Here is a 25,181-nt window from a genome sequence, read left to right on the forward strand (position 1 = left end):
CCCCGCCCCTCACTCCTGCAGCACACCCTTATTCCGGGCCAGAATGTCAATCAGCTTTTCATAGACCGCGCGGACGCGGGGAGACGTCGGGCTTTGGTCGTGGAGCAGCAGCCAGAGATCCATTTTCAGCGGTGGCACATCGCGCAGGATGGGATGCAGGCCCTCTGGTCGGGCGGCGAAAGTGGGGAGCACGGCGATGCCATAGCCATGGCGGGCGGCTTCCAGATGGGCGGTGAGGGAATCCAAGAATAGCGAGGGGTAAAACTCGGCCGAGATGGATTGCAGCCATGCGGACATGGTCAGAAAGTTCAGATCCTCTGGCCAGCCAATGATGCGGTGAGCGGCCAGATCCTGCGCCTTGGCAGGTTCTCCATGACGCTCGATATAGGCCTTTGAGGCAAAGAGGCCGAAATCCACCCGCCCCACCTGACGAATACGGTAATTGCCCTTCTCCGGCCGCACCAAGCGCAGCACGATGTCCGATTCCTGACTGCGCAGGCGCACGGGCAACACGCTGGAGCGAAAATCCATGCGAATGTCCGGATAGTCATCAAAGAAATCCTGCAGGCCGGGCAAGATGATTTTCTGGCCCAAAAGCTCTGGCAGATCCACCCGCACCAGACCGGACAAATGCCCTTCCTGCCGCAGGGCCGAACGCTCCAGCAGACGCATTTGCGCTTCGGCTTTCTCGGCTGGCTCCAAAAGCTCCACGCCCGCAAGGGTCAGCTCATAACCATCATGATGGTGACGAAAGAGATTGGATTGCAGATCGGCTTCCAGCACCACGATCCGCCGCGACACGGTGGATGTGCTCACCCCCAGCTTGCGCGCGCTCTCGCTAAGGGATTTGGCCCGCGCCACCGCCAGAAAAAACTTCAGATCATTCCAGTTCATCCGTATTACCTTCGCACCCATCTTTCCAAAAATGGAAAGATATTTGCAAAAACAGGACTGGTATCACGCCTATTTTCACCCAATGATATCGCCAATCATAGGAGAGTTTCAGCGTGACACAAGCAACTTCAGCCTTTCGCTTTTCAGAATATGGCGATGCATCCGTTCTAAATATGGAAAGCCTTGAGCTGGTAACACCGGCAGCAGGCGAAATCCAGATCGAGCAGGACGCCATTGGTGTCAATTTCATCGACATCTATCACCGCAAGGGTGTCTTTGCCGCCCAACTGCCTTTGCCTGCTGGCCTTGGCATGGAAGGCGTCGGCACCATCACCGCGCTGGGCGAGGATGTCAGCGGCCTTGCCATTGGCGACCGGGTTGCCTATGTGGGTGGCCCGCCAAATGCCTATAGCCAGCATCGCAATCTGCCTGCGGCACGCGCCTTGAAAGTGCCTTCAGATCTCAGCTCCGAGATGGTGGCAGCGCTGATCTTCAAAGGCCTGACCGTGGAATATCTCACCCATCGCTGCTGCAACCTTGGCGAGGGCGATGTGGTGCTCTGGCATGCCGCCGCCGGTGGCGTTGGCACCATTGCCAGCCAATGGCTGGCCAGCAAGGGCGTAAGCGTCATCGGCACTGTCAGCTCTGCGATCAAGGCGGACATGGCCAAGGCCAATGGCTGCACCCATGTCATCAATTACAAGGAAGAGGATTTCGAAGAACGCGTGAAGGAGATCACCAATGGCAAAGGCGTGGATGTGGTCTATGACAGCGTTGGCGCGGATACCTTTACCAAATCCATGAACTGCCTGCGTCCCCGTGGCACCCTGGTCAGCTTTGGCGAAGCATCGGGCCTTGTCGATGCCCTTCCCGTCTCAATGCTTGGCGCAAAAGGCTCGCTCTATATCACCCGCCCATCCATCGCCCATTACACCGCAGATCGTGGCGAGTATGAGCAAGCGGCAGAAAATCTCTTCGCAGCCATCCGTTCCGGCGCAGTGAAGTCGCCAGAGATCACTACCTACCCGCTGGTGGATGCCGCCCGCGCCCACACTGACATGGAAGAGCGCCGCACAACTGGCTCCATCATTTTACAGCCATAAGATCGATAGCCCCGGAACAAGGTGGTGGGGCTGGTCTCCCTGCACATCCTGCCTGATGTACGCAGGGAGACCACATGATCCTAAAAACCATCACCAATCCAAAACCCAACTGCACATTGTATTCCCCCATTGTTTTCCATATGTATGTTGTGAGCCAACCTCACACTTCAGGAAGACCCACGTGGAGCAGACAGCATATATTCCGGTACAGATTTGCGGGACTGGTCGTGCTTTGCCCAAAAACCGGCTTTGCTCCTCTCAGCTTGATGCCCAACTGGGCCTGCCATCGGGTCATCTCGCCTCTGTTTCAGGCGTTGAGCAACGCTTTTTCTGCAATCAGGAAAACCAGATCGATCTGGCCATCACCGCGTCACAGACCGCATTGGCAGACGCCAACCTGGCCATGGAAGAGATTGATCTGGTCCTTTGCGCCAGCGCCATTCCCTATCAAACCCTGCCAACCACAGCGCCGCTTGTCATGCAACGCCTGGGCATGGCGGACGGTCAGGCAGCAGCCTTCGATGTAAATTCCACCTGTCTCAGTTTCCTCAATGCCTTTGAAGTGGCCGCAAACAAGTTAGCGCTCGGACAATGTAACAATGCTCTGGTGGTTTCATCCGAGGTCGCATCCCGTGCCCTGCCCTGGGATGACAGGCCTGATGTCGCAGCTTTGTTCGGAGACGGAGCAGCGGCGGCCATTCTCACACGCGCAAAACATGAGAAGACGACAGGCAGAAAAGGCATCCATGCCTGTCAGATGCAGACATTTCCCTCCGCCTATGACGCCTGCCATATCAAGGCCGGTGGCACACGGATTGACATCCACAAGGAGACGGAAAGCTTTCTGGCAGAAGCACGATTTTCGATGGATGGCAGAGCCCTGTTTCAGATCACACAGAAACATTTTCAAAAATTTGTTTCCCAACTGCTGGATCAGGCTGGCTGGACCCTCGATGACATAGACATTGTCATCCCCCATCAGGCAAGCCCTGTTGCGCTTGCGCATATGATCAAAAGCCTCAAACTTGCCCCGGAGAAAGTCATCAATATTGCCGCTCAGGTCGGCAACCAGATTGCCGCTTCCATCCCTTTCTGCCTTGACCATGCACGAAAGGAAAAATACCTGCAATCTGGCATGCATGTTTTGCTTCTGGGAACATCCGCCGGTGTTTCCTTTGGCGGCATGGCTCTGAAAGTCTGATCATGAAAATATTGGTGACAGGAGCAACCGGATTTCTTGGAGGCGCATTGATCAGAACGCTTGCAAGCAAACATGATGTGATCGCTCTGGGTCGCAATGCTGCTCGTTGCGATCATTTGCGCAGCAACAATTTTCATGTCTTGCAGGTTGATCTGTCGCAACCCGGAACTTTACCCGATGCCGGACAGATTGGGCCGGTTGATGCGATCATCCATTGTGCTGCGCTCTCGGCTCCCTGGGGACCGGCACAAGCCTTTGAAGACGCCAACCTCCACGGCACCTTGACGGCACTTGAATTGGCCGAACGGCTTGAGGTCAGCCGTTTTGTCCATATCTCTTCGCCAACGGTAACTTTTGAGCTCAAGGATCAGATCCGCGTGCGGGAAGATCATCCATTGCCGCACCCCATCAATGACTATGCCAGAACAAAGGCCCTGGCCGAAAAAGAAGTGCTGGCGCGCCCAGAACTGGGGCCGGTCATTCTGCGCCCACGCGGCATTTATGGCTCCGGCGACGAAACCTTGCTGCCCCGCTTGCTCCGCGCTGCAACCAAAGGCCCGCTCCCGCTGATCCGTGGGGGAGCAGCAGCCATTGACCTCACCCATATCAGTGATGTGATCCGGGCGATCGAGGCCGCCTTGACCGGAGACCACATCATCGAAGGAGAGGTTTTTCATATTTCCGGAGGTGAGGTGATTCCGATAAAAGACATCGTCGAGCGCTGTTGCCAACGCTGCGATGTTCCATTGCGTTGGCGGCCCCTGCCCTTCACACCGGCCCTGATTGCCACCCGGATGATGGAATGGGCAAGCTATCGCTGGCCAGTCAGGCAAGAACCTTCCATCACCGCCTATACGCTGGGCCTGTTTTCCTTTCGCCAGAGCCTTGACATTTCCAAGGCCGAGCAGCTTTTGGACTGGCGACCGCAGGTTCCTTTTGATGTCGGTTTCAATGAGGCGACACAAGGGTGGCCGCAATGAAGGTAACCTTTGCCAACAGCGCTCATATCACGACAAAAGAGCGTCTGGTTCTTGGACATGGCCGCTGGAGGAACATCAGCCTCAAGGTTCGATATGGCCTGTGCCTTCACCCGCAGATCGGCCCCATCCTGATTGATACAGGCTATGGTCCTTCGGTTACCAAAGGAGCTGAACGAAGCCTGGGGCTGAAGTTGTACAGCTCCCTCTTTTTCCCCGATCTGATACCAGAGCAAGCCCCGGATGCCATTTTGTCTCGTTTGGGCTATCGCTGTGATAATGTCAAACTGGTGATCGTCAGCCATTTTCATGCAGACCATATCGCTACTTTGAACCAGTTTCCCAAGGCCCAATTTCTGGCCCGCAGGACGGTGTTTGACGCTCTTGCCCGTCGCACTTACCTGCAAAATCTTCGACATGGGCTTTTCCCCGAATTGCTGCCGGAGACATTTTCGGACCGGTTGATCGATATGGAGCAATCCCCCCTTGAGCCATTGCCCCACGGTCTGGGCGAGGGTTGGGATCTGCTGGGAGATGGCAGCCTTCATGCCATTGACCTACCCGGCCATGCAGATGGTCATTTTGGTCTTTATTTTTCGACCCTGGATACCCCACTTTTATATGGTGTCGATTGCCAATGGTTGATGCGTGCCATCACCGAAAATCGCGCACCAGCCTTTCCCGCCAACCTGATTGCCAATGATCCGCAGGCCCTGTCGCACAGCATGGTAAAGCTGGCCAATTTCCAGGCAAAGGGTGGCGATATACTGCTTTGCCACGATCCGATAGACAGCCCCTGTGACTGGCCCAATTTTGCGCAAGATAGTGATGATATGGGCGGTGAAGCATGAAAGGGCTGCCCGAAACAGCGAGTGCCTTTGTGCAAACGCTCTGGCTCAACCGACGAGGCATGTCACGTACTGCCTTCAAACAATGGCAACAAAAGCAACTATCCCGCTGGTTGCAGCAAGATTTGCCCAAGGTGAATTTCTACCAAAATCATCCAGCAAGCCTCGACGCCTTGCCCATCATCGACAAGGCCATTGTGATGGAGAATTTCGAGCGCTTCAATCAGGGCCGAATAACACAGGAAGAGGGCTGGCAAATATTGCAAGAAGGCGGACGCTTTGGCACGGTCAATATCGGTGTCAGCACCGGCACCAGCGGAAATCGCACCCTTTATGCCATCACTCAGAAAGAACAATATCGCTGGCTCGGCACCATGCTGGCCAAAACCATTCCCGGCTTTCTTTTCGAGCCTGAGCGCGTGGCGATCATCCTGCCGCAAAATTCCGCGTTGTATGAAACTGCCAACCAGACAAAGCGGATACAATTGCGGTTTTACGGTTTGCTGGACGGAATGGAAACCTGGTATGACGATCTGCTTGCCTTTCAGCCCACAACCATTGTCGCTCCGCCCCGCATGTTGCGCCACCTGGCAGATCTGAATGCACCAATCTCACCAAGGCGTCTATATGCTGGAGGGGAAACCCTGGACCCCCTCGACAAAGCCCGGATCGAAGCCTATTTCAGCCAGACTTTGGGACAAATCTATATGGCAAGCGAAGGCCTTTTTGCTGTTACCTGTCGTCATAACCGCCTGCATCTGACCGAAGATGCCAATGTCTTCGAATTCGAGCCGGTAACCGGCAATCTTGTCTCCCCTCTGATCACCAGCTTCCGCAGGTCCTATCAGATCATGGCGCGCTACAGAATAAATGACCTGCTGCGTCTGTCCGACGAGCAATGCCCTTGCGGATCCCCCTTGCAGGTAATCGAGGAAGTGATCGGCCGGATGGATGATACCTATCAGTTTACCCGCAGCGATGGCTCCATGCTGCTCATCACCCCGGATATCTTGCGCACCACCATTCTGGATGCCTCCCGGGCCATAGAGGATTTCCGCCTGATCCGGCAGGAAAATGGCAGGATTGAGCTTTGGCTGCATCAAGACCTGCCAAAGGCGGAAGGTAACGTGGCAAAGAAGGCGCTGGAAGCTCTCTTTGTCAAACGAGGACATTCTCATGAAGTCCATCTGATATTTGAAAAGCTACCCTTCGAGACCAGCAGGAAATTACGGCGTGTGGAATGGCGACAGGGAGGTAAAGCATGACCAAGTCTCACCGCCTCCCTTTGCCTCTGTCACCGGGATGCGTCAGAAATGATCCTGACGCGGTGATGCGGTTCGTGGATTTGTTCCAAAACGTCCCCGTCTCCCAACTGATTGCAAACCTGTCTACAAATATGGACAGGATTACAATCAAGGACCGACACTTCCCTATCAGCCTGAATGATCGCGGGGCAGAGCCGACCTGCTATATCTGCTCACCAACCAGCACCTATATCGATTATGCGATTGAAGAAACGCGCAATTTCATCCGCTCAAGACCTGTTTTTCTTGCCGCCAGAAGCCTGATCCATCTCTGCGCACCATTGGTAAAGGTCAGCGGGTTGGATCACCAGATCCAGCTCAACAACTGGCTTCTCTCCACCAATCCGGTACCTCATCTCGATCCCGCCACAGCGCAGCAGATCGTCAACACCCTGACAGAACGACATCCTGACAGGGTCATCATGATCCGTTCACTCAATAAGCTGGCAGATGATCAATCGATCCAAGCATTGCGCCAGGCAGGCTTCATCATGATGCCCGCCCGGCGGATCTATATTTATCAGGGTGGCGCAGATAACAAGAGTCACACAAAGAACCAGACACGCGATCAGAAGCGTGACCGGACGCTGTTGCGTAAAACCCCCTATTCCTTTGCCGAGAATAACAGCTTTGGGCCTGCAGATTATGCCCGTTCCGAGACACTGTACAAACTGCTCTATCTTGATAAATACACACCGCTCAATCCGCATTATACAGCCCTCTATATCGAGGAAATGCATAAGCGCGGCTTGATGGAGCTGATTGGCTTTCGAGATCAAGGTGGCCAACTGGTAGCTGTCTCGGGATTCTTTGAAAATGGCCGCACTCTGACACAGCCCATTGTTGGCTATGACACCAGCCTGCCCGTCAGCGATGGTCTCTACCGTCTTGTCATGGCCCATGGGCAAGACATTGCCGACAAACGCGCACTTTTCTTCAACATGAGCGCAGGTGCAGGACGTTTCAAAGCGCTGCGGGGAGCCCGGCCCGTGATTGAATATAATGCTGTCCATGCAGATCATCTACCAGCAACACAAAAGCGCGCCATTTCTTTCATCGCGCACATACTGACCCGTATCGGCATTCCCCTTTTGGAGGCATTCGATCTATGACCACTCCCGTCAAACACTGGCAGGCAGTTGCCCTTTCCAGAAATATCGATCGCAAGCCTTTGCGTATCCTGTTTCAGGATCAACCCGTAGTTTTGTTCCGTTCCGAAAATGGCATCAGCGCCCTTGCAGACCGTTGCCCTCACCGGTTGGCAGAATTGTCAAAAGGCAAGATCATCAATGGAGAAATCGAATGTCCCTATCATGGCTGGCGCTTTGACGGAGCGGGATCCTGCACCGCCATACCAGGTCTCCTGGACAAAGTCCCCAACTACCATATTCCTTCCTATCAAACCTGCGAGAAAGAAGGCGTTCTCTTCATTTCCAGACACAAAACGGAGACCACACCCTATCTGCATTGCATGGAAGGCAAACCGGTCCTGATGCGTCTGGCACAAAGCCGGACCCGATCCGATCTTTTGGACACGGCAGAGAATATTCTTGATGCCACGCATACCCATTTTGTCCATAAAGGACTGTTGCGCGGGCTAAGCGACGACAAGCAGAAAATTCAGGTGGATATTACGGGAGGGGATGGCTGGGTGGAGGCCTGCTATACCGGAGAAGAGCAGCAGCAGGGCCTTGTCAGCAAATTGCTCGAAGGAGAAAGAACAAAGACCATCGGGCGTTTCCTTTATCCTGGCATAGCGGAACTGGAATATTGGGGACCAGAGGGACTGGTTCTGGCCACCACCTTTCATTTACGACAAGCGGACGAGGCACATGTGGAGGGGGTTGGTTGCCTGATTGGTCCACGCAATGGAGCGCTGGACTATCTGAAATCCCTTGCATTCATTCCCATGTTCAAAATTGCCCTGCAACAAGACCGTCGCATTCTGGGGTCAGCCAGCCGTAACAAGCAATTTTTCCCGGATATGGACCCACTTGTCGGCCCTCTCGATATCCTTCGCAAGGACATGGAGCGCATTCTGGAAGGGCATTTGCCAGAAGCGGCAAACACGCCCCGAACCCTTTTCATGGAATTATAGAAAAATGCAGCATTGCATCACCAATATGCTATGAGCCGGGATATGTGAAGGATATGGGTCTCTCATCTGACAAGACAAGCCGTTCAGACAAATCCGTCCTGATCACAGGCGCTCGTGCACCGGTGGCCTTGCATGCCGCACGCCTGTTTCATCAAGATGGTTGGCGTGTGATCATGGCCGACACACCCCGCCATCCTGTCTCGGCGGCCAGCACCTGTTGTGGGTCCTATTATCAGTTGCCCTCTCCCCGTTATGCGCTGGCGGATTACGCAGATGCAATGGATACTGTTCTTGTCGCAGAAGAGTGCAGTCTTGTTGTTCCAACATGTGAGGAGATCTTCTATCTCGCCAGAATCTGGCAGGAACGAGACTTTACTGCGGAGCTCTTCGCACCTGATCTGCCTTTACTGGAAGAAGTCCATAACAAAGATCGCTTCATCAAGCTATGCAAGCATCTTGACCTGCCCACGCCCGAAACCCGATTGCTGCAAAGCCGCGCTGATCTGAACACAACACTCGATCAATGCGCATCCCTTGTCTACAAACCGGCCTGGTCACGCTTTGCCGATCGGGTTCTGATCCAGCCAAAAGCAGGGCAACTATCAACCATCATTCCCTCCCCGCAGGAGCCATGGGTGGCCCAGCACTATCTCGAAGGAGAGGAAATCTGCGCTTATGGCGTGGCACGCAATGGCCACTTGCTGGCCCTTGGCCTTTATCACTCTTCCTGGCGTGCAGGAAAAGGAGCCGGTATCTATTTCGACTCGATCCGGGATCAGGCAAGCTTGGAATTTGTGCAACAATTCGTCGCGAAAACAGCTTGGACGGGACAGATTTCCTTTGATCTGATGCGCCTTCGGGATGGCAGTATCCTGCCACTGGAATGCAACCCTCGCACTGTCAGCGGCCTGCATTTGTTCCGAAGGAACAATCCCCTTTTCACCCGAGACACCGGCACCTTGCTGGAGCCCGATATACCCAAGCCGCAAATGATAAAACTGGCCATGTGGATTTACGCTCTGCCAGCAGCGATAAAAAGTGGCAAAACTGCCGATTTCTTCAGGTCTTTGAACAAGGCCGAAGACGTCATGAGCTGGCCATATGATCCATTGAGCAAAAGCCGCCAATTGAAGTCCTTTGTTGAAATTCTGACCTTGGCAGCCAGAAAAGGCATAACCCCGCAGCAGGCATCAACACGCGACATTGAATGGAATGGCAACTGGTGCGATTGAAACCAATCCAAACCAAATTGGCCCAAACTCCAATCACCACCACTCATAACTGGTCACACATCGGCGGTATTGCGGCGCAAATGCATCTCCAACCTGTCACCAAAAGTTAAAAATCAACAAACACACAAGAAAATTATCCACTGACACCTGTAAAAATTGACAATATGACAAGCAAATTCGATCATATCCAAAACCCAAACATTCAAAAGTCGTATCTTACTTATTGATCATACAGCTTTTTTCCACCGACCAGTAATCAGCTTGATTTGAAAGTATTCAAATTATGTTATAGCTCCATAAATAGTTATGTACTTGCATATATTTTTACTTAGACATATACACGCAAATCAAGATTGCATCAGATCGTTTATTTTAACTCATAGTATTTGTACTTAATTCTGTTCTGATGTAATAGATGAGGTGATTCCGCTCTCTGGTTTGCGACCCCCCTCGCAATGCTTTCAATTCCTTGAATCAGGTGCGGTATCTTGGGCAAAATCTCGGAAAAATCGAATGAAAATCAGTACGATAACCAACTGGGCCTACGGCGTGACCGTGCTCTTGACGGCTCTATCTGGCACCGCCTTCATTCTGTCTGATCACACAGTTCAATTGGAACGTCAGGCATTGGAAGCGCATCTTGCAATGAACGATCTTTCCATGGAATTGGAAATCGGAGCAGAATTGCGAACCGATGAAGCCCGGCTTTATGTGATGCGAGGCGACCAAAGTCATCTCGAAGCGTTTGAAGAGGTCAATAATCGGGAACATGAACTGGAAGACAAGGCAAGACATGCCGAAGAGCTTGGCGCGACTGAAGAAGAATTATCCCATCTCAAAAGCATGGCAAGCACTATAGACGCTCTTGAGGAGATTGAACTGCGAGCACTCGAACATTATGCACAAGGGGACAGCACGACAGCACGCATGCTCCTGTTCGGGGAGGACCATTATGCGCTTCACACCAAGCTGATCAATAGAGTGAAGCAGTTCACCAGGATCGTCAACGTCCGTACCACGCATGATCTGGAACAGGCCAAGCTCGAAAATGAACTTTTGGGCTTCATTGCCCGCATGATGCTGGGCCTCACCGCTGCAGTCTTTCTTGGGGTTCTCTACTTTGTCCTGAAACGTCGGGTGTCACAACCTCTCACACAGATGACCGGGATCGTCAATCGCCTGGCCGATCAGGACTATGAAGTGGAAGTGCCACTGGATGATCGACGCGATGAAATTGGCGAACTCACCGCAGCCATACATATATTTCGCCAAAACGGATTGGAACGAGAACGCCTGGATGCAGAGCGCCGACGCGATCTAAAGATCAAGGATCTGTTCCTGCAAATGATGTATCGCCTGCAGGCTTGTCAAACTCTTGATGAACTGTCCGATATAGTCAGCTCCTTTACCCCGCAAATCTTCCCTCATCTTGCTGGTGGCCTCTATATTGCCAACGAAAGCAGGAACACGTTGCAACTCGCTGGCTCGTGGCAATTTGATCAGTCACCGCCAGAAAGCTTCAAACCTGACGATTGCTGGTGCTTGCGCAGAGGAAGAACCCACACAAATACGATCGAAGACTCGGATGTTACCTGCTCGCATCTTGGCGAGAAAACCGAAACAGCCCTGTGTATTCCGCTCACCGCACAAAATGATACGATCGGTCTTCTGACCTTTGAAAATCTCAGTGACGATATTGAGGAGATCAACGAAGCAAGGATCTATCTGGAACTGATTGCCGAAAATATCTCTCTCTCGGTTGCCAATCTACAATTGCGCGAACGCCTCACACGACAAGTCGCACGCGATGGGCTGACCGGCCTTTATAACCGTCGTTCGTTGGACGAAGTGCTCGGCGATTATGCAAGAGAAGCTGAGACGGAAACGCTGACCTGTCTGATGATCGATATCGATCATTTCAAGATTTTCAACGACGAGTTCGGACATGATGCAGGCGACACGGTCATGCAATCCTTTGCTGGCATTCTGAACGAAACAGTGGATGGGGCTGGCACCTGCTACAGATTTGGAGGCGAGGAATTCACGGTTCTTCTTCCAAAAACCTCTCAGGGAGACGCCCATGCACTGGCAGAGAAAATCCGTACCCGAACCGAGACTTCCACTTTCTCGCACCGCGGTGCCCTGCTCGGCCCTGTAACCGTCTCGATAGGCATTGCCACGACCCCGGAAGGCGGAACTGTTTCCACCCTTCGCACACGGGCCGACATCGCCCTGATCACCGCCAAGGGAACCGGCCGCAACAAAACGGTTCTGGAGACCGATCCGGACGTCACCGAGAAAGTCGTTTTCAATAGATCCGATGACGATAAAAATCTGGCCTTGACGTGAAACACGCCAAGGCTTCTTGCCTTTCATATAACACCATTGCGACCCTAACACTCTTCGGTTCGTTAACCAGTCTCGTTTAGGTTAATCGCAAAATTTATAGTAAATGACCGCGACATTCAGGATGATTAATGCATATGGTTAATATTTTTACGTACGCAACGCATTGAAATTCAATAAAAATTTAAACAAAACACCAGAATTATTATAAATCTTAATATTTATAGTTAAAATCTTGCCAATATAAGCGTTTGATTGCGCAACATATTGATGCAATGACTGTTTCCGAGCCCATTTTGGGGCAATTTCATGATCGGTTTGCTTGAAACCGATAGATGAGAATGGGAAATGGTTAATGCGCGTGCCTGTTTACTCGGTCAATTGGTTAAGGAAAGTCGGGTCCTCCTCTGAGGTGTCCGGGGCTTTGGTCTTTGCTCTTTTTCTGGTGCTGGCAGCACTGACATCCATGCCAGCTTCGGCGGCCCAAGAAACGGCGAACAAGACCAGCCAGTTTGGGGCCTGGTCCCTGCGCTGCGCGGATGGGGTTGATGCGACCTCTCAACCCCAATCTGCCTCTTCCCAAAATGCCAAATCCAGCCCCAAAACCAATCAATGCGAACTGGTGCTATCCGTCCGCAGCAATGGCCGAGAGCTGGCAGAGCTGGCCGTGGGCGTGCCTGCGCAAGCGCCAGACAAGCTAGTGGTGGCCGGGCGCACGCCGCTGGGGGTTTTGCTGTCCGAGCCCATGCGCCTTGGCGCGCAGCAGGATGCTTCCCAACCATCAACTGAGCCGATTGATCTGGCCTTTTTCACCTGCCTTTCCAATGGCTGTCTGGCGCGGGCTTTGGTGCCCGGCGACAAGCTGCAACCCCTCGCCAAACTGGATGTGGTGCATCTGTCCTTTCGCGAGCGCAATGGCCGCGCACTGACCATTGTGGTGCCCACCAAGGGGCTGGATCAGGCGCTCGCGCACCTCTCCAATCAAGCAGCAGCGGAGTGATGCCAAACATGCATGTCTCGCTCAAGCGCCTTGCTCTCTTCCTGAGTGCCCGATTTAAAAGTCTCCAGACGAGACTTTTAAGTTGCTTCACCAGCCCACTCCCCCGCCCAAACCACCCGTCATGGTATCCTCGTGGGAGGTTTGGGCGGGGGAGAGGGCTTGGCCTAGGACTAGCTCTAACACTAATGCTATCGCTCCCTGCTTCTGCGGGCGCGCTGCTGACGGCGCTGCCACAGGATGCTTCGGCTGACAGCCTGTCCGTGCATGTGATGGAAGACTGGCAGGTGCGCTGTGAGACGAGCAATGACAAGACGCGCTGCGGTTTTTCGGCGGAGGCACAATCCGCCGTATCGGAGAGCGCCAAACGCCCCGTTCAGCTGGCGCTGAGCTCGCTGAAGCAAAAAGGCAGCAAGACCATTCTGGTTCTGAAGACGCCGCTGGATCTGTTGCTCGCCAAGGGCATCGAGCTGCGCGTCGACAAGCAAAAACCCCAAAAACTGGCTTTTCGGTCCTGCCACCAAAGCGGTTGCGTTGCGCCTTTTGCGCTGACGTCCGCCATGGCCAAGCGCCTGCAGCGTGGCAATCGCCTGCGCGTGCGGGTGCATGACCTCTCGGCCCGTCCCGTTGATGTTGAATTTTCCCTGTCCGGTTTCACGGCGGCCAGCCGTTTTGCCGACAGTCAGGCTGGATCGTAAGACCCGGCCTTTTGAGTTTTGAGTATGGAGTGACGACAATGATTGGCAGCAATCGCCCAGCGCACAAAAGCAGCACCGCCTTTCTCATGGCTTTGGTTCTGTCTTCCACCGCTTTGACCAGCGTCGCCCTCACGACAGGCGCCTCCGCCAATGACCTGCCCAGCGGGGCAACGGTCACCGCAGGCAGCGTCGATATTCAATCTCAGGCCGATGGCCTGCTCATCAATCAGGCAACGCAAAATGCCATCATCAACTGGCATGATTTCTCGGTCGGGCGGGATCGCTCGGTGCATTTTAACAATGGCAGCGGCGCCACGCTGAACCGGGTCACCGGCCCCCATATCTCGCGTATCGATGGCTCGCTCTCGGCCACGGGCAGCCTCTATCTGGTCAACCAGCACGGCATTGTCATTGGCAAGGATGGCGTGGTGAAAACCGGCGGCAGCTTTGTTGCCTCCACACTTGATATCTCGAACGAAGATTTTCTGGATGGTGGCAACCTGACCTTCAAGGGCGATGCCAATACCAAAATCATCAACCAGGGCAAGGTGGGATCGCTGGGTGGTGATGTCGCCTTCATCTCGCGCCATATTGTCAATGAGGGCAGCATCAGCGCGCCCAATGGCAGCGTCGGTCTGGCCGTGGGCCGCGAAGTGCTGTTGCAAGATGCCGAGCTGGATGACGGCAAGTTTCTGGTCAAGGTTGGCGATGCTGACAGTTCCATCACCGAGGCCGGTGTCATTGACGCCGCCAGCGTGGAGCTGCGCGCCCATGGCGGCAATATCTATGCGCTTGCGGGCAACAAGGGCGACGCGATCAATGCCTCTGGCACCAGCCGTTCAGGCGGGCGCATTTTCCTCACCGCTGGTGGCGGCAAGGTCAGCGTGAAAAAGACCCTGCGCGCCAAAAGTCGCCGCGTGAGAACAGCCAGCAAGTCGCGCTCTTCCATCTATATCAATGCCGATGTGGTCAATCTGGCGGGCCTTCTGGATGTCAGCAATGAAGATGGCCTCGGCGGTAAAATCGATGTCGGCGGCAATGTCATCTCGCTGACCGGCGCAACGCTGAATGCCGATGGCAGCCAGGGCGGCGGCGACATCCGCGTCGGCGGGGCCTATCAGGGCGGCGACTTTGGCGATCTGACCACAGCTACCATGCTGAGCGTTGACGATCAGACTTTGCTGACAGCATCAGCGACGGATGCTGGCGATGGCGGCGACATCGTCCTCTGGTCCGATGAGCTCACCTCCTTTGCCGGTCGGATAGAGGCCAAAGGCAAAAAGGATGGCAAAGGCGGCGATGCGGAAGTCTCCGGCAAGGCCAAGCTCGCCTATCTCGGCTTTGCAGATCTGACGTCCGAGAGTGGTGTCTTCGGCACGCTGTTGCTCGACCCTTACAATGTGACGCTATCGAATGAGCCAGCCTTTAACTCGGCGGGCCTTGCAGCCACGGGCGATGACAGCAACATCAATATCACCACGCTGCAAACCCAGCTGGCCAGCGCCAATGTCACCATCACCACCAATGGCGCAGGCACACAGAGCGGCGACATTCTGGTGGCCGATGACATCACATGGGATGCCGACACCACTCTGACGCTGAATGCCGACCGCAATATCGGCTTCTTCGCCAATGTCAAAGCCACAGGCACCAATGCAGGCCTGGCACTGAACCATGGGGCCAGCGGAGACTATATCATCGCTGATGGCGCATCCATTGACCTGACCGGCGCCAATGCCAGCTTTTCGGTCAATGGACAGAGCTATGAGCTGATCCATTCCATGGCCGAGCTGGACAATATCGACACCACCGGCCTTGGCGGCCGATATGCATTGGCCACCGATCTCAATGCATCCGGCACGACCTATACCGAGGCGCTGGTGGGCCATGATTATGCCAATCCTTTCTCTGGCATCTTTACCGGACTTGGCAACACAATCTCGAATCTCGATATCAATAGCTCTGCAAACCTGACAGGCCTGTTTGGTCGCGTAACCAGGGGCTTCGGTATTGATGTCCCGATCCGTGACATCTCGCTAGAAGGCGGCACCATTCGCGGAACCGACAATGTCGGAGGCCTTATCGGCTGGCTAGAGCGTGGCATTGTTGCCAATGCCCACTCTAATGTCACCGTAGTAGCTTCCGGCAGTTCAGCAGGTGGGCTAATCGGCAACAACAGAGATGGACAAATTGACAATTCGTCCGCCAGTGGTGACGTGACAGGCGATCGACGTGTCGGTGGGCTAGTTGGGGAAGATTCCTCACGTTTCGATATTACGAACTCCTTTGCCACGGGCAATGTAAATGCCACCAGATATTCTGCGGGTGGGCTTGTTGGCCAACTGACTGGCTCAAACGATCTTTTCAATGTCTATGCCACAGGCAATGTGACCGGCGCTGAAGTGGTTGGCGGCTTGGTAGGCTACAGCTTCGGCAGTACAATCAACAAAGCCTATGCCACAGGCAATGTTACGGGCACAGATAATGTCGGCGGCTTTATTGGGCAAATATATAGTGTTTTTAGCGGCGCCAATTTTAGCGACATCTATGCAAGTGGGCGTGTCACAGGCAGCACCTCAACAGGTGCTCTGGTAGGCAATCTAAATTCTGTCTCAAATGGTTCAATTAGCAGCACCATCAGCAATGCCTACTTCGATATTGGTACAACTGGCCTCACGAATGCGGTTGGAACGACGGTGGGTACACATTCAGTTTCCACCACTGGTCTCACCACTTCCCAAGCAAGAGACAGCAGCAACTACACCGCCTTCGACTTCACCAATGACTGGTACCAGAATGCCGATATGCGACCGATCCTGCGCGCGGAAATCGGCCCAACCATCAATGGCGTGACAGCGGTTTCCAATCTCAATCAATTGGCCTTGATGGGCAGCAATCTATCCGGCAATTATGTGCTGACCAAAGACATCGACGCCAGCGCCACCGATGGCAGCAATCCATCCGGCATCTGGAGCCCATCCGGCTGGGTGCCAGTGGGGAACAGCTACGCCACCAGGTTCACCGGATCGCTGGATGGTAACGGCCATAGCATCAGCAATCTGACCATTGACCGCCCAAGCACCCGTTGGGTTGGCCTATTCGGCTGGGCGACCGGCTCCTTCTCCGACCTCGATTTGATCAATGTCTCAATTGAAGGGGACGATGAAACCGGAGCTCTGGCCGGTCGCAGTGAAGGAAATACATCATCGGCCCGTGTTACCGGCAGCGTAACTGGCGGCAATGATGTCGGAGGTCTCATCGGCGAAAACTATGGCGATATTGACAAGTCCAGCATGACCGGAACCGTTTCCGGCGTTTTTTATGTCGGTGGACTTATGGGTTACAATACGTCAGGTGCAATCACCAATTCCCATTCGTCCGGCACTGTTCGGGGTAGCTTCACAGTTGGAGGCTTGATTGGCCGCAACAGTCTCGGATCTCTTGATAATACGTACTCATCAGCGACCGTTTCAGGCATCGGTTCAGTTGCTGGTCTGGTCGCTGACAATGTCAATAGCGGCTCGATTTCAAATTCCTACGCCACCGGCAATGTAACAGCGTCGAATACTGTTGCCCTGGGTGCAACAACCCATGTTCGCGCAGGTGGCCTTGTGGCCTCAAACCTTGCCAACGCCACAATCACAGATTCCTATGCCACGGGTGATGTCACGGTTCGGGAGATCCCATCACACTTCACCAGAAATCGCAAAGTCTCTGCCGGTGGTCTGGTCGGCGGCAATTGGTCAACGATCACCAATTCCTCTGCAACTGGTGATGTCGATGTCTCTTCTATAAGCGATGGATCTGTCGAGATTTATGCTGGCGGCTTTGTAGGCACCAATGGTCTTGAAGGCGTCAGCTATGCTCAGGGCACCATCAAGGTAGCCTATGCCTCTGGCTCTGTCATAGGTCGGGCAGAAACAAGTTCCAGCGATCCCGCTGATGAAGCAATCAGCACTGTGGGTGGGTTCGCCGGGCAAAATGTTAGCCTGATCGAAGATGCCTATGTTGTTGCCACATCCAGTGCATCAGCCACTGCCTCTGTCACGACAGGAACGCAGTCCTTCAGCAACGCTGGCGGCTTTGTCGGAGAGAATGCCGGAACCATCAATCGCACCTACGCTCTTGGCACCGCAACAGCCGTGGGGCAAAATACCAATGCGGGCCAACTGGCCGGGATTAACAGAGGAACAATCTCCAATTCCTTCAGTGCCACAGGTGCCACAGTGGTTGCCGATAATACCGGCACCCTGACTGACCTGAACCAATATTCTGGCGCACAATTGCAGGACACCGATCTTGTCATGAATACCCAATCCGCTCTGGGCTGGGATTTCAACAATGTCTGGTCGCCTCCGGGAGCAGGATATAATCCCGAGCTCTATGCCATCAACCCGGTCATCTGGGTCCAAGGTGCCACCACCACATCCACTTATGGGCAGCCCACCGGCACCGTCAGTTCCATTTTCCAGCATGGCGGCGTTGGCACCTATGTGTTTGGGCCGATGCCAGACAGCATGGATCTGACAGGCAGCACCGTTGCGGTTGATCCAACCGTCAGCGCCGGCACTCATCGCGGCAATCTGGTCACGCAAAATGTCTTTGAAAACAGCGATCAGGGGCAGAATTTCCGCGTCTTCTATCATGGTAGCGCCGCAGTGGAAGTCGCCAAGGCGGATCTGACCATCACGGCCAGCAATGACAGCAAAACTTATGGCACGCTGGCCCCGCTGACCAATTTCACCACGTCAGGTCTGGTGAACAGCGATGGCGTCACCGGCCTCAGCCTCACCAGCACTGGTGCCCCCGTCTCTGCCACGGTCGGCGACTATGACATTCTGGCCAGCAACGCCACCGGCATGGGGCTGGACAATTACAATATCACCTATGTGAACGGCACTCTGACAGTCGCCAAGGCTCCATTGGCCATCTATGTCGACAATGCCTCAAAGACTTATGGCAATGCGGCAGCCCCGTTCAGCTATACAGCTTCCGGTCTGGTCGCCGCCAATGGCGATAACATCACTTCGCTCGATCTCGCCAGCCTTGGCGCACCAGCAACAGCCGATGCTGGCACCTATGCCATCACCGCCGACAATGCCGCAGGCAACGGCCTTGGCAATTATGACATCAGCTATGTCAACGGCACGCTGACCGTGAACAAGGCCCCGCTGACCATCACAGCCAGCAATGCCTCCAAGACTTATGGCACTGCCGCCGCACCATTCAGCTATACCCAGTCCGGTCTGGTCAATAGCGACAGCATCACCTCGGTCAGCCTTGCCAGCCTCGGCGCACCTGCCACGGCCAATGCAGGCACTTACGCCATTACCGCAGACAATGCGCTAGGCACTGGCCTTGGCAACTACAATATCTCTTATGTCGACGGCACCCTGACAGTGAACAAGGCCCCGCTGACCATCACGGCCAACGATGCCTCCAAGACCTATGGCAATGCCGCTGCACCCTTCGGCTATACGTCCTCCGGTCTGGTCAATAGCGACAGCATCAGCTCGGTCAACCTTGCCAGCCTTGGTGCGCCAGCCACGGCCAATGCTGGCACCTATGCCATCACAGCCGACAATGCCGCAGGCACCGGCCTTGGCAATTACGACATCAATTATGTCAACGGCACCCTGACGGTGAACAAGGCGAACCTGACTGTCACGGCCAGCAATGACAGCAAGACCTATGGCACACTGGCCTCACTCACCGGCTTCACCACATCGGGTCTGGTCAACAGCGACAGCGTCACCGGCCTTAGCCTCACCAGCACTGGCACACCAGTCAGCGCCACTGTCGGCACTTATGACATTGTGGCCAATAACGCCACCGGCATGGGGCTGGACAATTACAATATCAATTATGTCGATGGCACGCTCACCGTGGCAAAGGCCCCGCTGACTATCTATGCCAGCAACGACAGCAAGACTTATGGCACGCTGGCCAATCTGACCGGCTATACATCTTCTGGTCTCGTCACAGCCAATGGCGACAACATCACCTCAGTCGATCTGACCAGTAATGGCTCCCCTGTCAGCGCCAATGTCAGCACTTATTACATCGATGCCAGCAATGCCCAGGGCAATGGACTTGGCAATTACGATATCAGCTATGTGCAGGGCTTCTTGGCCGTCAATCCAGCCGATCTGACCATCACCGCCGACAATGCATCCAAGACCTATGGCTCTGTCTTCACCCCGACGGGTTACACGGTCAATGGCCTTGTCACTGCCAATGGCGACAGCATCACCTCGCTGGATCTGAGCACCACCGGCAGCGCAGCCCGCGCCGATGTCGGCAGCTATGATATCGTAGCAAGCAATGCGCAAGGCACAGGTCTCTCCTTCGATGGGGTGTCCAACTACAATATCACCTATGTCAAAGGTAATTTGGACGTCACCAAAAAGCCGCTGACCATTACAGGCAGCAATGTCACCAAGACCTATGGCGATACCGCCGCCAACCTTGGAAACCTCAGCCATCCCGGTCTGGTGGCGGGCGACAGCCTGTCCTACACCCTTAGCAGCAATGGCCAGATCAACAATGCCAATGTCGGCACCTATGATATCGATGCAGCCCTGTCTGGCACATCCGGCCTTGGCAACAATCCGCTAAGCCACAATTATGACATCACGCTGCAAAAGGGTCAGCTCACGGTCAATCCACGTGCCATCACGGTCACGGCCCTCGGTGGCAACTCCATCTATGGTGATGTCCCGACCAATCCGGGCCTTGGCGCCACCAATCTGGCCAGCTTTGACAGTGTCAGCGCGCTGACCGGCCTCAGCAACAGCTTTGGCATTTCCGGCACCACCAATGCAGGCACCTACACCACACAAGTGGCGGGGACCTTAAGCAACAATAATTACACCATCACCCAGCGCGTGGATGGCACATGGACGGTCAATCGTCGCCCGATCTATATCTTCCCGCATGATCAAAGCCGCCAATATGGCGCAGCCAACCCGACCCTCACCTATGACGTCGGCTGGCGTGGGCTGGTCAATGGCGATGTCCTGAATGGCAGTCTCGACACACCGGCCAATGTCAGCTCTCCTGTCGGGCAATATGCCATCACGGCGGGCACACTGACCAATGCCAATAACCCCAATTATGACATCTCGGTGGAATCCTATGGCTCCAATGAGCAGCCGGTTTTCCTGCATGTTACCCCGGCGCCGCTGACCATCACAGCCTCTGATGCCACCAAATATCTTGGCCAATATTTCCAGCCAACTTCTTATACGGTTGCAGGCCTTTTGAATATGGACAGCGTTGATGCGCTGACCCTGTTCAGCTCCGGCAGCCCGACCTCGGCCGCGATTGGCAATTATGACATCGTACCATCACAGGCCAGCGGTCAGGGCCTTTCCAACTACAGCATCACTTACGTCAATGGCCGCCTGACCGTGCAGGATGCACCAGGCGAGGTGGACACTCCACGCATCACCATGACCTCCATCCTGCCGATCACTGCCTGTCAGGACCGGTTCGACAAGGATGGAGTGGTGCTGAATGAGGATGGCACCTTCGCCCGCCTCCAGCACATTGATTGCGAAACCGACATGGCCTTTGATGAGGTGCCAAAGTTCAACTAATTCGCAACAATGCGCCACAACAGGCAAGTCGTTACCAAATAATTAAAGAAAACAACCCGCCTTTTACAAGCGGGTTGTTTCGTTTACAGAGTCCACAACTGGAGTTCGTTAATTTAAAGCTTCATTAACCATGTTTTTCTACTCTTCGTTAAAGAAAAATCATGGCGTGAGGCGGCATTCATCTGCCGAAGATATTTGAAACAGCAAATCATTGAGCAGACCAGACCGGCCCCTTTGCCCCTTAGGGTCAGGTCTTCCTTTTCCCGCTCCTCATTTGCAAGCTATCTGATTGCAAGCACAGCGCTTTTGCTGCTTGCCACCACCAGCCCATACGCCATCGAACGCCACCCTGCCCCATCGGTTTCCAGCGAGCGCATCACCTCGCTTCCCGGCAACACCACCCAGCTCAGCAATGGTGGGGATGAGACACCCCTTGGCGTTGCCGTTTCCGGCATCGTGGTTAATGACAGCGTAGCAAACCTGCCCGCGCATAATGTGCAGGGCGTGGCCATTCAGTCAGCCAATCCGACCATCAATCAGGATGCTCTGCATCAGATTTTGGGCAAATATCTTGGCCAACCGCTCAGCTTCAAACTGATCGGCGACATCCGCAAGGACATCGTCAGCCATATGCGCGCCAATGACCGCCCTCTGGTGGCTGTGGTCGTGCCACCGCAAGAAATTACCGGCGGCACCCTGCGCATTGCCGTGCTGCCTTTCAAGCTCGGCGATAAGAAAGTCGAACGCATTCCGTCCGATCATCAGCGCACTGGCGAAGAAGAAATCCTCAATGAGGTCCGCGCTCAAAGCGGCGACGAGATCAATTCTGCCGAGCTGATTTCCGATCTCAACTGGCTCAATCGCAGCCCCTATCGCAAGGTCGGCGTCATCTTTTCCGAAGGCGGCAAGCCCGGCTCCACGGATCTGACCTTGACCCTTCGCGACGACAAGCCATGGCAGGTTTTCGGTGGCTATACCAATAGCGGCACCAAATCCACTGGTTATCATCGCCTCTTTGGCGGCTTTGCAGCCGAGCTGCCCTGGGATGCGCTAATCTCCTATCAGATGGTCGCCTCACCCGATACGCTCTTTTCCGATGGCAGCCTGTTTCAGCTGGATGGCAAAAAGGCCTATCTCTCCAACGCCTTTGCCTATACACAGCATCTGGAGGACCGTTCCAAGCTGACCCTGACCGGCAACCATATCCGCACCCGCGCCAAGCTGACCCACCCCTTCGTGCAGGACAGCAAAATCACCGAGCTCGGAGGCGAGTATGCCTTCCCGCTCGAGCGCTTCAGCCCCATCAAAGAGGCCTTTGTCGGGTTCGACGCCAAATGGCAGCAGGTGGAGCGGGAATTCAACGGCACCGGTCTTGGCCCATCAAACATCGATATCTATCAGCTGAAGGCTGGCCTACGTGGTGATTGGTCCAAAGGCCGTCATAGCTTTGATTATGAGCTGACCGGCGTGCTCAGCCCCGGTGGCATCAGCGGCGACAACACAAACGCCGCCTATCGCGCCTTCACCAATAATCAGAGCGCCAAAGCCCGCTATGCCTATTTGCGCGGCTGGATGGATTACAGCCTCAGCCTGCCGTCCGATTTCAGCTTTGATCTATCGACCCGCCTGCAATTGGCCAGTGACGCCCTGCCCGGTCTGGAACAGTTCGACCTTGGCGGCCGCAGCTCCGTGCGTGGTTATCAAACCGGCGAAGTGGCAGGCGATCATGGCATCTCGATACAGGCAGAGCTGCACGCCCCGGTCTTCAAGCAAGGCCAGTTCGCAGCCGATCTTTTCGCCTTTGCCGATTATGGCATCACCCGCGACATCGCCGCCAGCAAGGATCATGAGCTCGCCAGCCTCGGCCTTGGTGTCAACACCGCCTTTGCCGATCACATAGCCCTGCGCACCTCATGGGGCCACGTCCTGCAGGCAGGCACAACCACCAAGAAAAACGACAACCGCTTCGACGTCATCCTGACCATGCAATTTTAAACCCAAAACTTCCGGATTCTTCGGATAGTGAGGTGTAAAACCCGCAAGGCCTATTGATTTCATGGGTTGCAATCTTGGGCTTTAAATGGTTCGCTTGACCTTGTGTTTTTCCTGACAACATCGCTTCAATACAGCATTGCGACTGTTTCAAACCCTGTCACCCGATAAACAAAGCCAAACCGCCTCCGAAGTTTGGCTCCAAAGGCGAGACACTTTGCGTATGAGGACCATTGTTCAAATCTATTCCAGTCGCGCGCGCATACGGTCGGTGATATATTCCATGATCAGGACGATGGCGAAGATCACCAGAATGATGGTGCAGGCATTGCGATATTGGAACAGATCAAACGCAACCTTCAGCTCCTGACCGATACCCCCTGCCCCGACCAGGCCAAGAATGACCGACGAACGAATGGCCTTTTCCAGCGCGAACAAAGACGAGTTGATCATTGATGGCGCAGCATGAGGCAGGATCGCGCCAGTCAGAATTGAAACCCGATTGGCCCCGATGGCAGACAATGCATCTTGCGGTTCCTTGTCCGCATCTTCCATGGCCTCGGAAAAGAAACGCCCGCAAAAGCCAATGGTATCGACGACGATGGTCATGGTGCCAGCAACGGCCCCAAGCCCCACGGTCGCAACAAACAAAAGCGCCCAGACCAGATCCGGCACCGTGCGCAACAAGGAAATGAAGGCTTTCACACCATAGCCAAACCGCCCAAGAGGCGAGACGCCACGCGCTGCAAGCCATCCCAAAGGCAAACTCAGCACAATGCCGATGGCGGCGCCAACCAAAGCAATCTGAAAAGTCTCGACGATGCGCAGCCCCACCCGCTGCAGGAAGGCAGGCTCCAGATTGGGCGGCGTCATGCGATCCAGCAAGGACACCATGCCCGGAACCCCATCAACCAACTGGCTGACTGATGGCGCTACATCATTGATGGAGGCAATCAGAACGGCCCCAAGAGTTACATAAAGAATGAAAGCAAGCGGGGTCAGGCGCGGACGGCGCGAAGGAAGAGAGTGCGCAGCATCAGGCATGGAAGACCTCCGCCAGATCAGACTGGGTGACCTTGCTGGATGGCTTGTCAAAAAACAGATTGCCAGCTTTCAAGGCAACAATGCGGTCGGCAAATTCTGTTGCATGAACCATATCGTGAGAGGTGAAGAGAAGGGTGATACCGGCATCCTGACAGAGACGGGCAAACAGGCTCATCACATCACGCCCCGCAACAGGATCAAGACTGGCGGCCGGTTCATCAGCAATCAGGATCTTGGGGCCACGCACCAGAGCCCGCGCAATGGCAACCCGTTGCTGCTGACCACCGGACAGAGCATCGGCACGAGAACTGGCAAAGGACGCCAGATTGACATTGTCCAGAGTTTCCAGCGCCATATCCCGCCATGGCGTTGGCGCTGTATGATGGCAAAAGGCCCGCCAGCTGCCAGCTTCCCCAAGCATGCCATGCACCACATTGGAGAGGACGGAGCGCCGCTGCACCAGGCAGTGCTTTTGGAAGACAAATCCCATCTGCCGACGCAAAGCCTGCCTTTGTTTGCCCGATGGCGCACGTTCAAAGGACTGACCCAGAGTTTCGACCGAACCACCCGAGATCGGGTGCAGACCGATCAGACTTTTCAGCAAGGTGGATTTGCCCGAACCGTTCGAGCCAATCAGGGCCACCCGCTCACCAGAGCGAATGGTCAGATCAATGCCATTGAGAATGACCCTGTCACGAGCATAGGCTTTTCTGAGGCCTTTGGTCTGAATGATGGCGTCTCTGCCTTTCACATCCGGGGCAAGGTGGGAAACAGTTGTCAGCATGGGGAATAAGGTCTGGTTGTGATCGATGGACAAGGGCGAACGTGCGCCCCTGTCCGGAATTT

16 protein-coding genes are annotated in these 25,181 nt (G+C 54.6%); 13 read left to right on the forward strand and 3 right to left on the reverse strand.

The window, feature by feature from the left end:
• Window positions 1-9: 9 nt before the first annotated feature.
• Window positions 10-915 carry a LysR family transcriptional regulator gene (locus CRO57_RS11360; RefSeq protein WP_244580080.1) on the reverse strand — a complete coding sequence of 302 codons (906 nt, stop codon included), beginning with the start codon at window positions 913-915 and terminating at the stop codon, window positions 10-12.
• A 92-nt stretch (window positions 916-1,007) separates the two neighbouring features.
• Here CRO57_RS11360 and CRO57_RS11365 point away from each other — a divergent pair, with 92 nt between their 5' ends.
• The 13 genes from CRO57_RS11365 (at window position 1,008) to CRO57_RS11425 (ending at window position 23,294) form a co-directional block, all read left to right on the forward strand.
• A complete protein-coding gene (locus CRO57_RS11365) occupies window positions 1,008-1,997 on the forward strand; it encodes a quinone oxidoreductase family protein (RefSeq protein ID WP_244580081.1) in 990 nt (329 codons plus the stop codon).
• Between the two features lie 181 nt (window positions 1,998-2,178).
• Window positions 2,179-3,198 (forward strand): 3-oxoacyl-ACP synthase III family protein, encoded by a 1,020-nt coding sequence (locus CRO57_RS11370; RefSeq protein WP_244580082.1) that lies wholly within the window; start codon window positions 2,179-2,181, stop codon window positions 3,196-3,198.
• Window positions 3,199-3,200: 2 nt separating this feature from the next.
• The gene (locus CRO57_RS11375) at window positions 3,201-4,178 is read left to right on the forward strand and encodes an NAD-dependent epimerase/dehydratase family protein (RefSeq protein WP_170956059.1); all 978 of its coding nucleotides are present in this window, start codon (window positions 3,201-3,203) and stop codon (window positions 4,176-4,178) included.
• On the forward strand, window positions 4,175-5,026 hold the full coding sequence (locus CRO57_RS11380) for an MBL fold metallo-hydrolase (protein WP_097153566.1): 852 nt from the start codon (window positions 4,175-4,177) through the stop codon (window positions 5,024-5,026). The genes CRO57_RS11375 and CRO57_RS11380 overlap by 4 nt, the downstream gene beginning before the upstream one ends.
• On the forward strand, window positions 5,023-6,288 hold the full coding sequence (locus CRO57_RS11385) for a F390 synthetase-related protein (RefSeq protein ID WP_097153567.1): 1,266 nt from the start codon (window positions 5,023-5,025) through the stop codon (window positions 6,286-6,288). The genes CRO57_RS11380 and CRO57_RS11385 overlap by 4 nt, the downstream gene beginning before the upstream one ends.
• Window positions 6,285-7,439, forward strand: coding sequence for a GNAT family N-acetyltransferase (locus tag CRO57_RS11390; protein WP_097153568.1), 1,155 nt, complete (start codon window positions 6,285-6,287; stop codon window positions 7,437-7,439). The genes CRO57_RS11385 and CRO57_RS11390 overlap by 4 nt, the downstream gene beginning before the upstream one ends.
• Window positions 7,436-8,425 (forward strand): Rieske 2Fe-2S domain-containing protein, encoded by a 990-nt coding sequence (locus tag CRO57_RS11395; RefSeq protein WP_097153569.1) that lies wholly within the window; start codon window positions 7,436-7,438, stop codon window positions 8,423-8,425. Before CRO57_RS11390 ends, CRO57_RS11395 begins: the two co-directional genes overlap by 4 nt.
• A 53-nt stretch (window positions 8,426-8,478) precedes the next feature.
• The gene (locus CRO57_RS11400) at window positions 8,479-9,657 is read left to right on the forward strand and encodes an ATP-grasp domain-containing protein (protein ID WP_097153570.1); all 1,179 of its coding nucleotides are present in this window, start codon (window positions 8,479-8,481) and stop codon (window positions 9,655-9,657) included.
• A 513-nt stretch (window positions 9,658-10,170) separates the two neighbouring features.
• A complete protein-coding gene (locus CRO57_RS11405; RefSeq protein WP_097153571.1) occupies window positions 10,171-12,006 on the forward strand; it encodes a diguanylate cyclase in 1,836 nt (611 codons plus the stop codon).
• 352 nt (window positions 12,007-12,358) lie between these two features.
• Window positions 12,359-13,003 (forward strand): invasion associated locus B family protein, encoded by a 645-nt coding sequence (locus CRO57_RS11410; RefSeq protein WP_097153572.1) that lies wholly within the window; start codon window positions 12,359-12,361, stop codon window positions 13,001-13,003.
• Window positions 13,004-13,188: 185 nt separating this feature from the next.
• A complete protein-coding gene (locus CRO57_RS11415; RefSeq protein ID WP_170956060.1) occupies window positions 13,189-13,698 on the forward strand; it encodes an invasion associated locus B family protein in 510 nt (169 codons plus the stop codon).
• A 38-nt stretch (window positions 13,699-13,736) separates the two neighbouring features.
• On the forward strand, window positions 13,737-21,299 hold the full coding sequence (locus tag CRO57_RS11420) for an MBG domain-containing protein (RefSeq protein WP_097153574.1): 7,563 nt from the start codon (window positions 13,737-13,739) through the stop codon (window positions 21,297-21,299).
• A 306-nt stretch (window positions 21,300-21,605) separates the two neighbouring features.
• Window positions 21,606-23,294, forward strand: a complete 1,689-nt coding sequence (locus tag CRO57_RS11425; protein WP_141401229.1) for a ShlB/FhaC/HecB family hemolysin secretion/activation protein — start codon at window positions 21,606-21,608, stop codon at window positions 23,292-23,294.
• A 240-nt stretch (window positions 23,295-23,534) separates the two neighbouring features.
• Here CRO57_RS11425 and phnE read toward each other — a convergent pair whose 3' ends face one another.
• Window positions 23,535-24,335, reverse strand: coding sequence for a phosphonate ABC transporter, permease protein PhnE (phnE, locus tag CRO57_RS11430; RefSeq protein WP_097153576.1), 801 nt, complete (start codon window positions 24,333-24,335; stop codon window positions 23,535-23,537).
• Window positions 24,328-25,119, reverse strand: coding sequence for a phosphonate ABC transporter ATP-binding protein (locus tag CRO57_RS11435; protein WP_097153577.1), 792 nt, complete (start codon window positions 25,117-25,119; stop codon window positions 24,328-24,330). Before CRO57_RS11435 ends, phnE begins: the two co-directional genes overlap by 8 nt.
• Window positions 25,120-25,181: the final 62 nt, after the last annotated feature.

Origin of the sequence: Cohaesibacter gelatinilyticus (assembly GCF_900215605.1) — a bacterium.
Classification (GTDB): Bacteria; Pseudomonadota; Alphaproteobacteria; order Rhizobiales; family Cohaesibacteraceae; genus Cohaesibacter; species Cohaesibacter gelatinilyticus.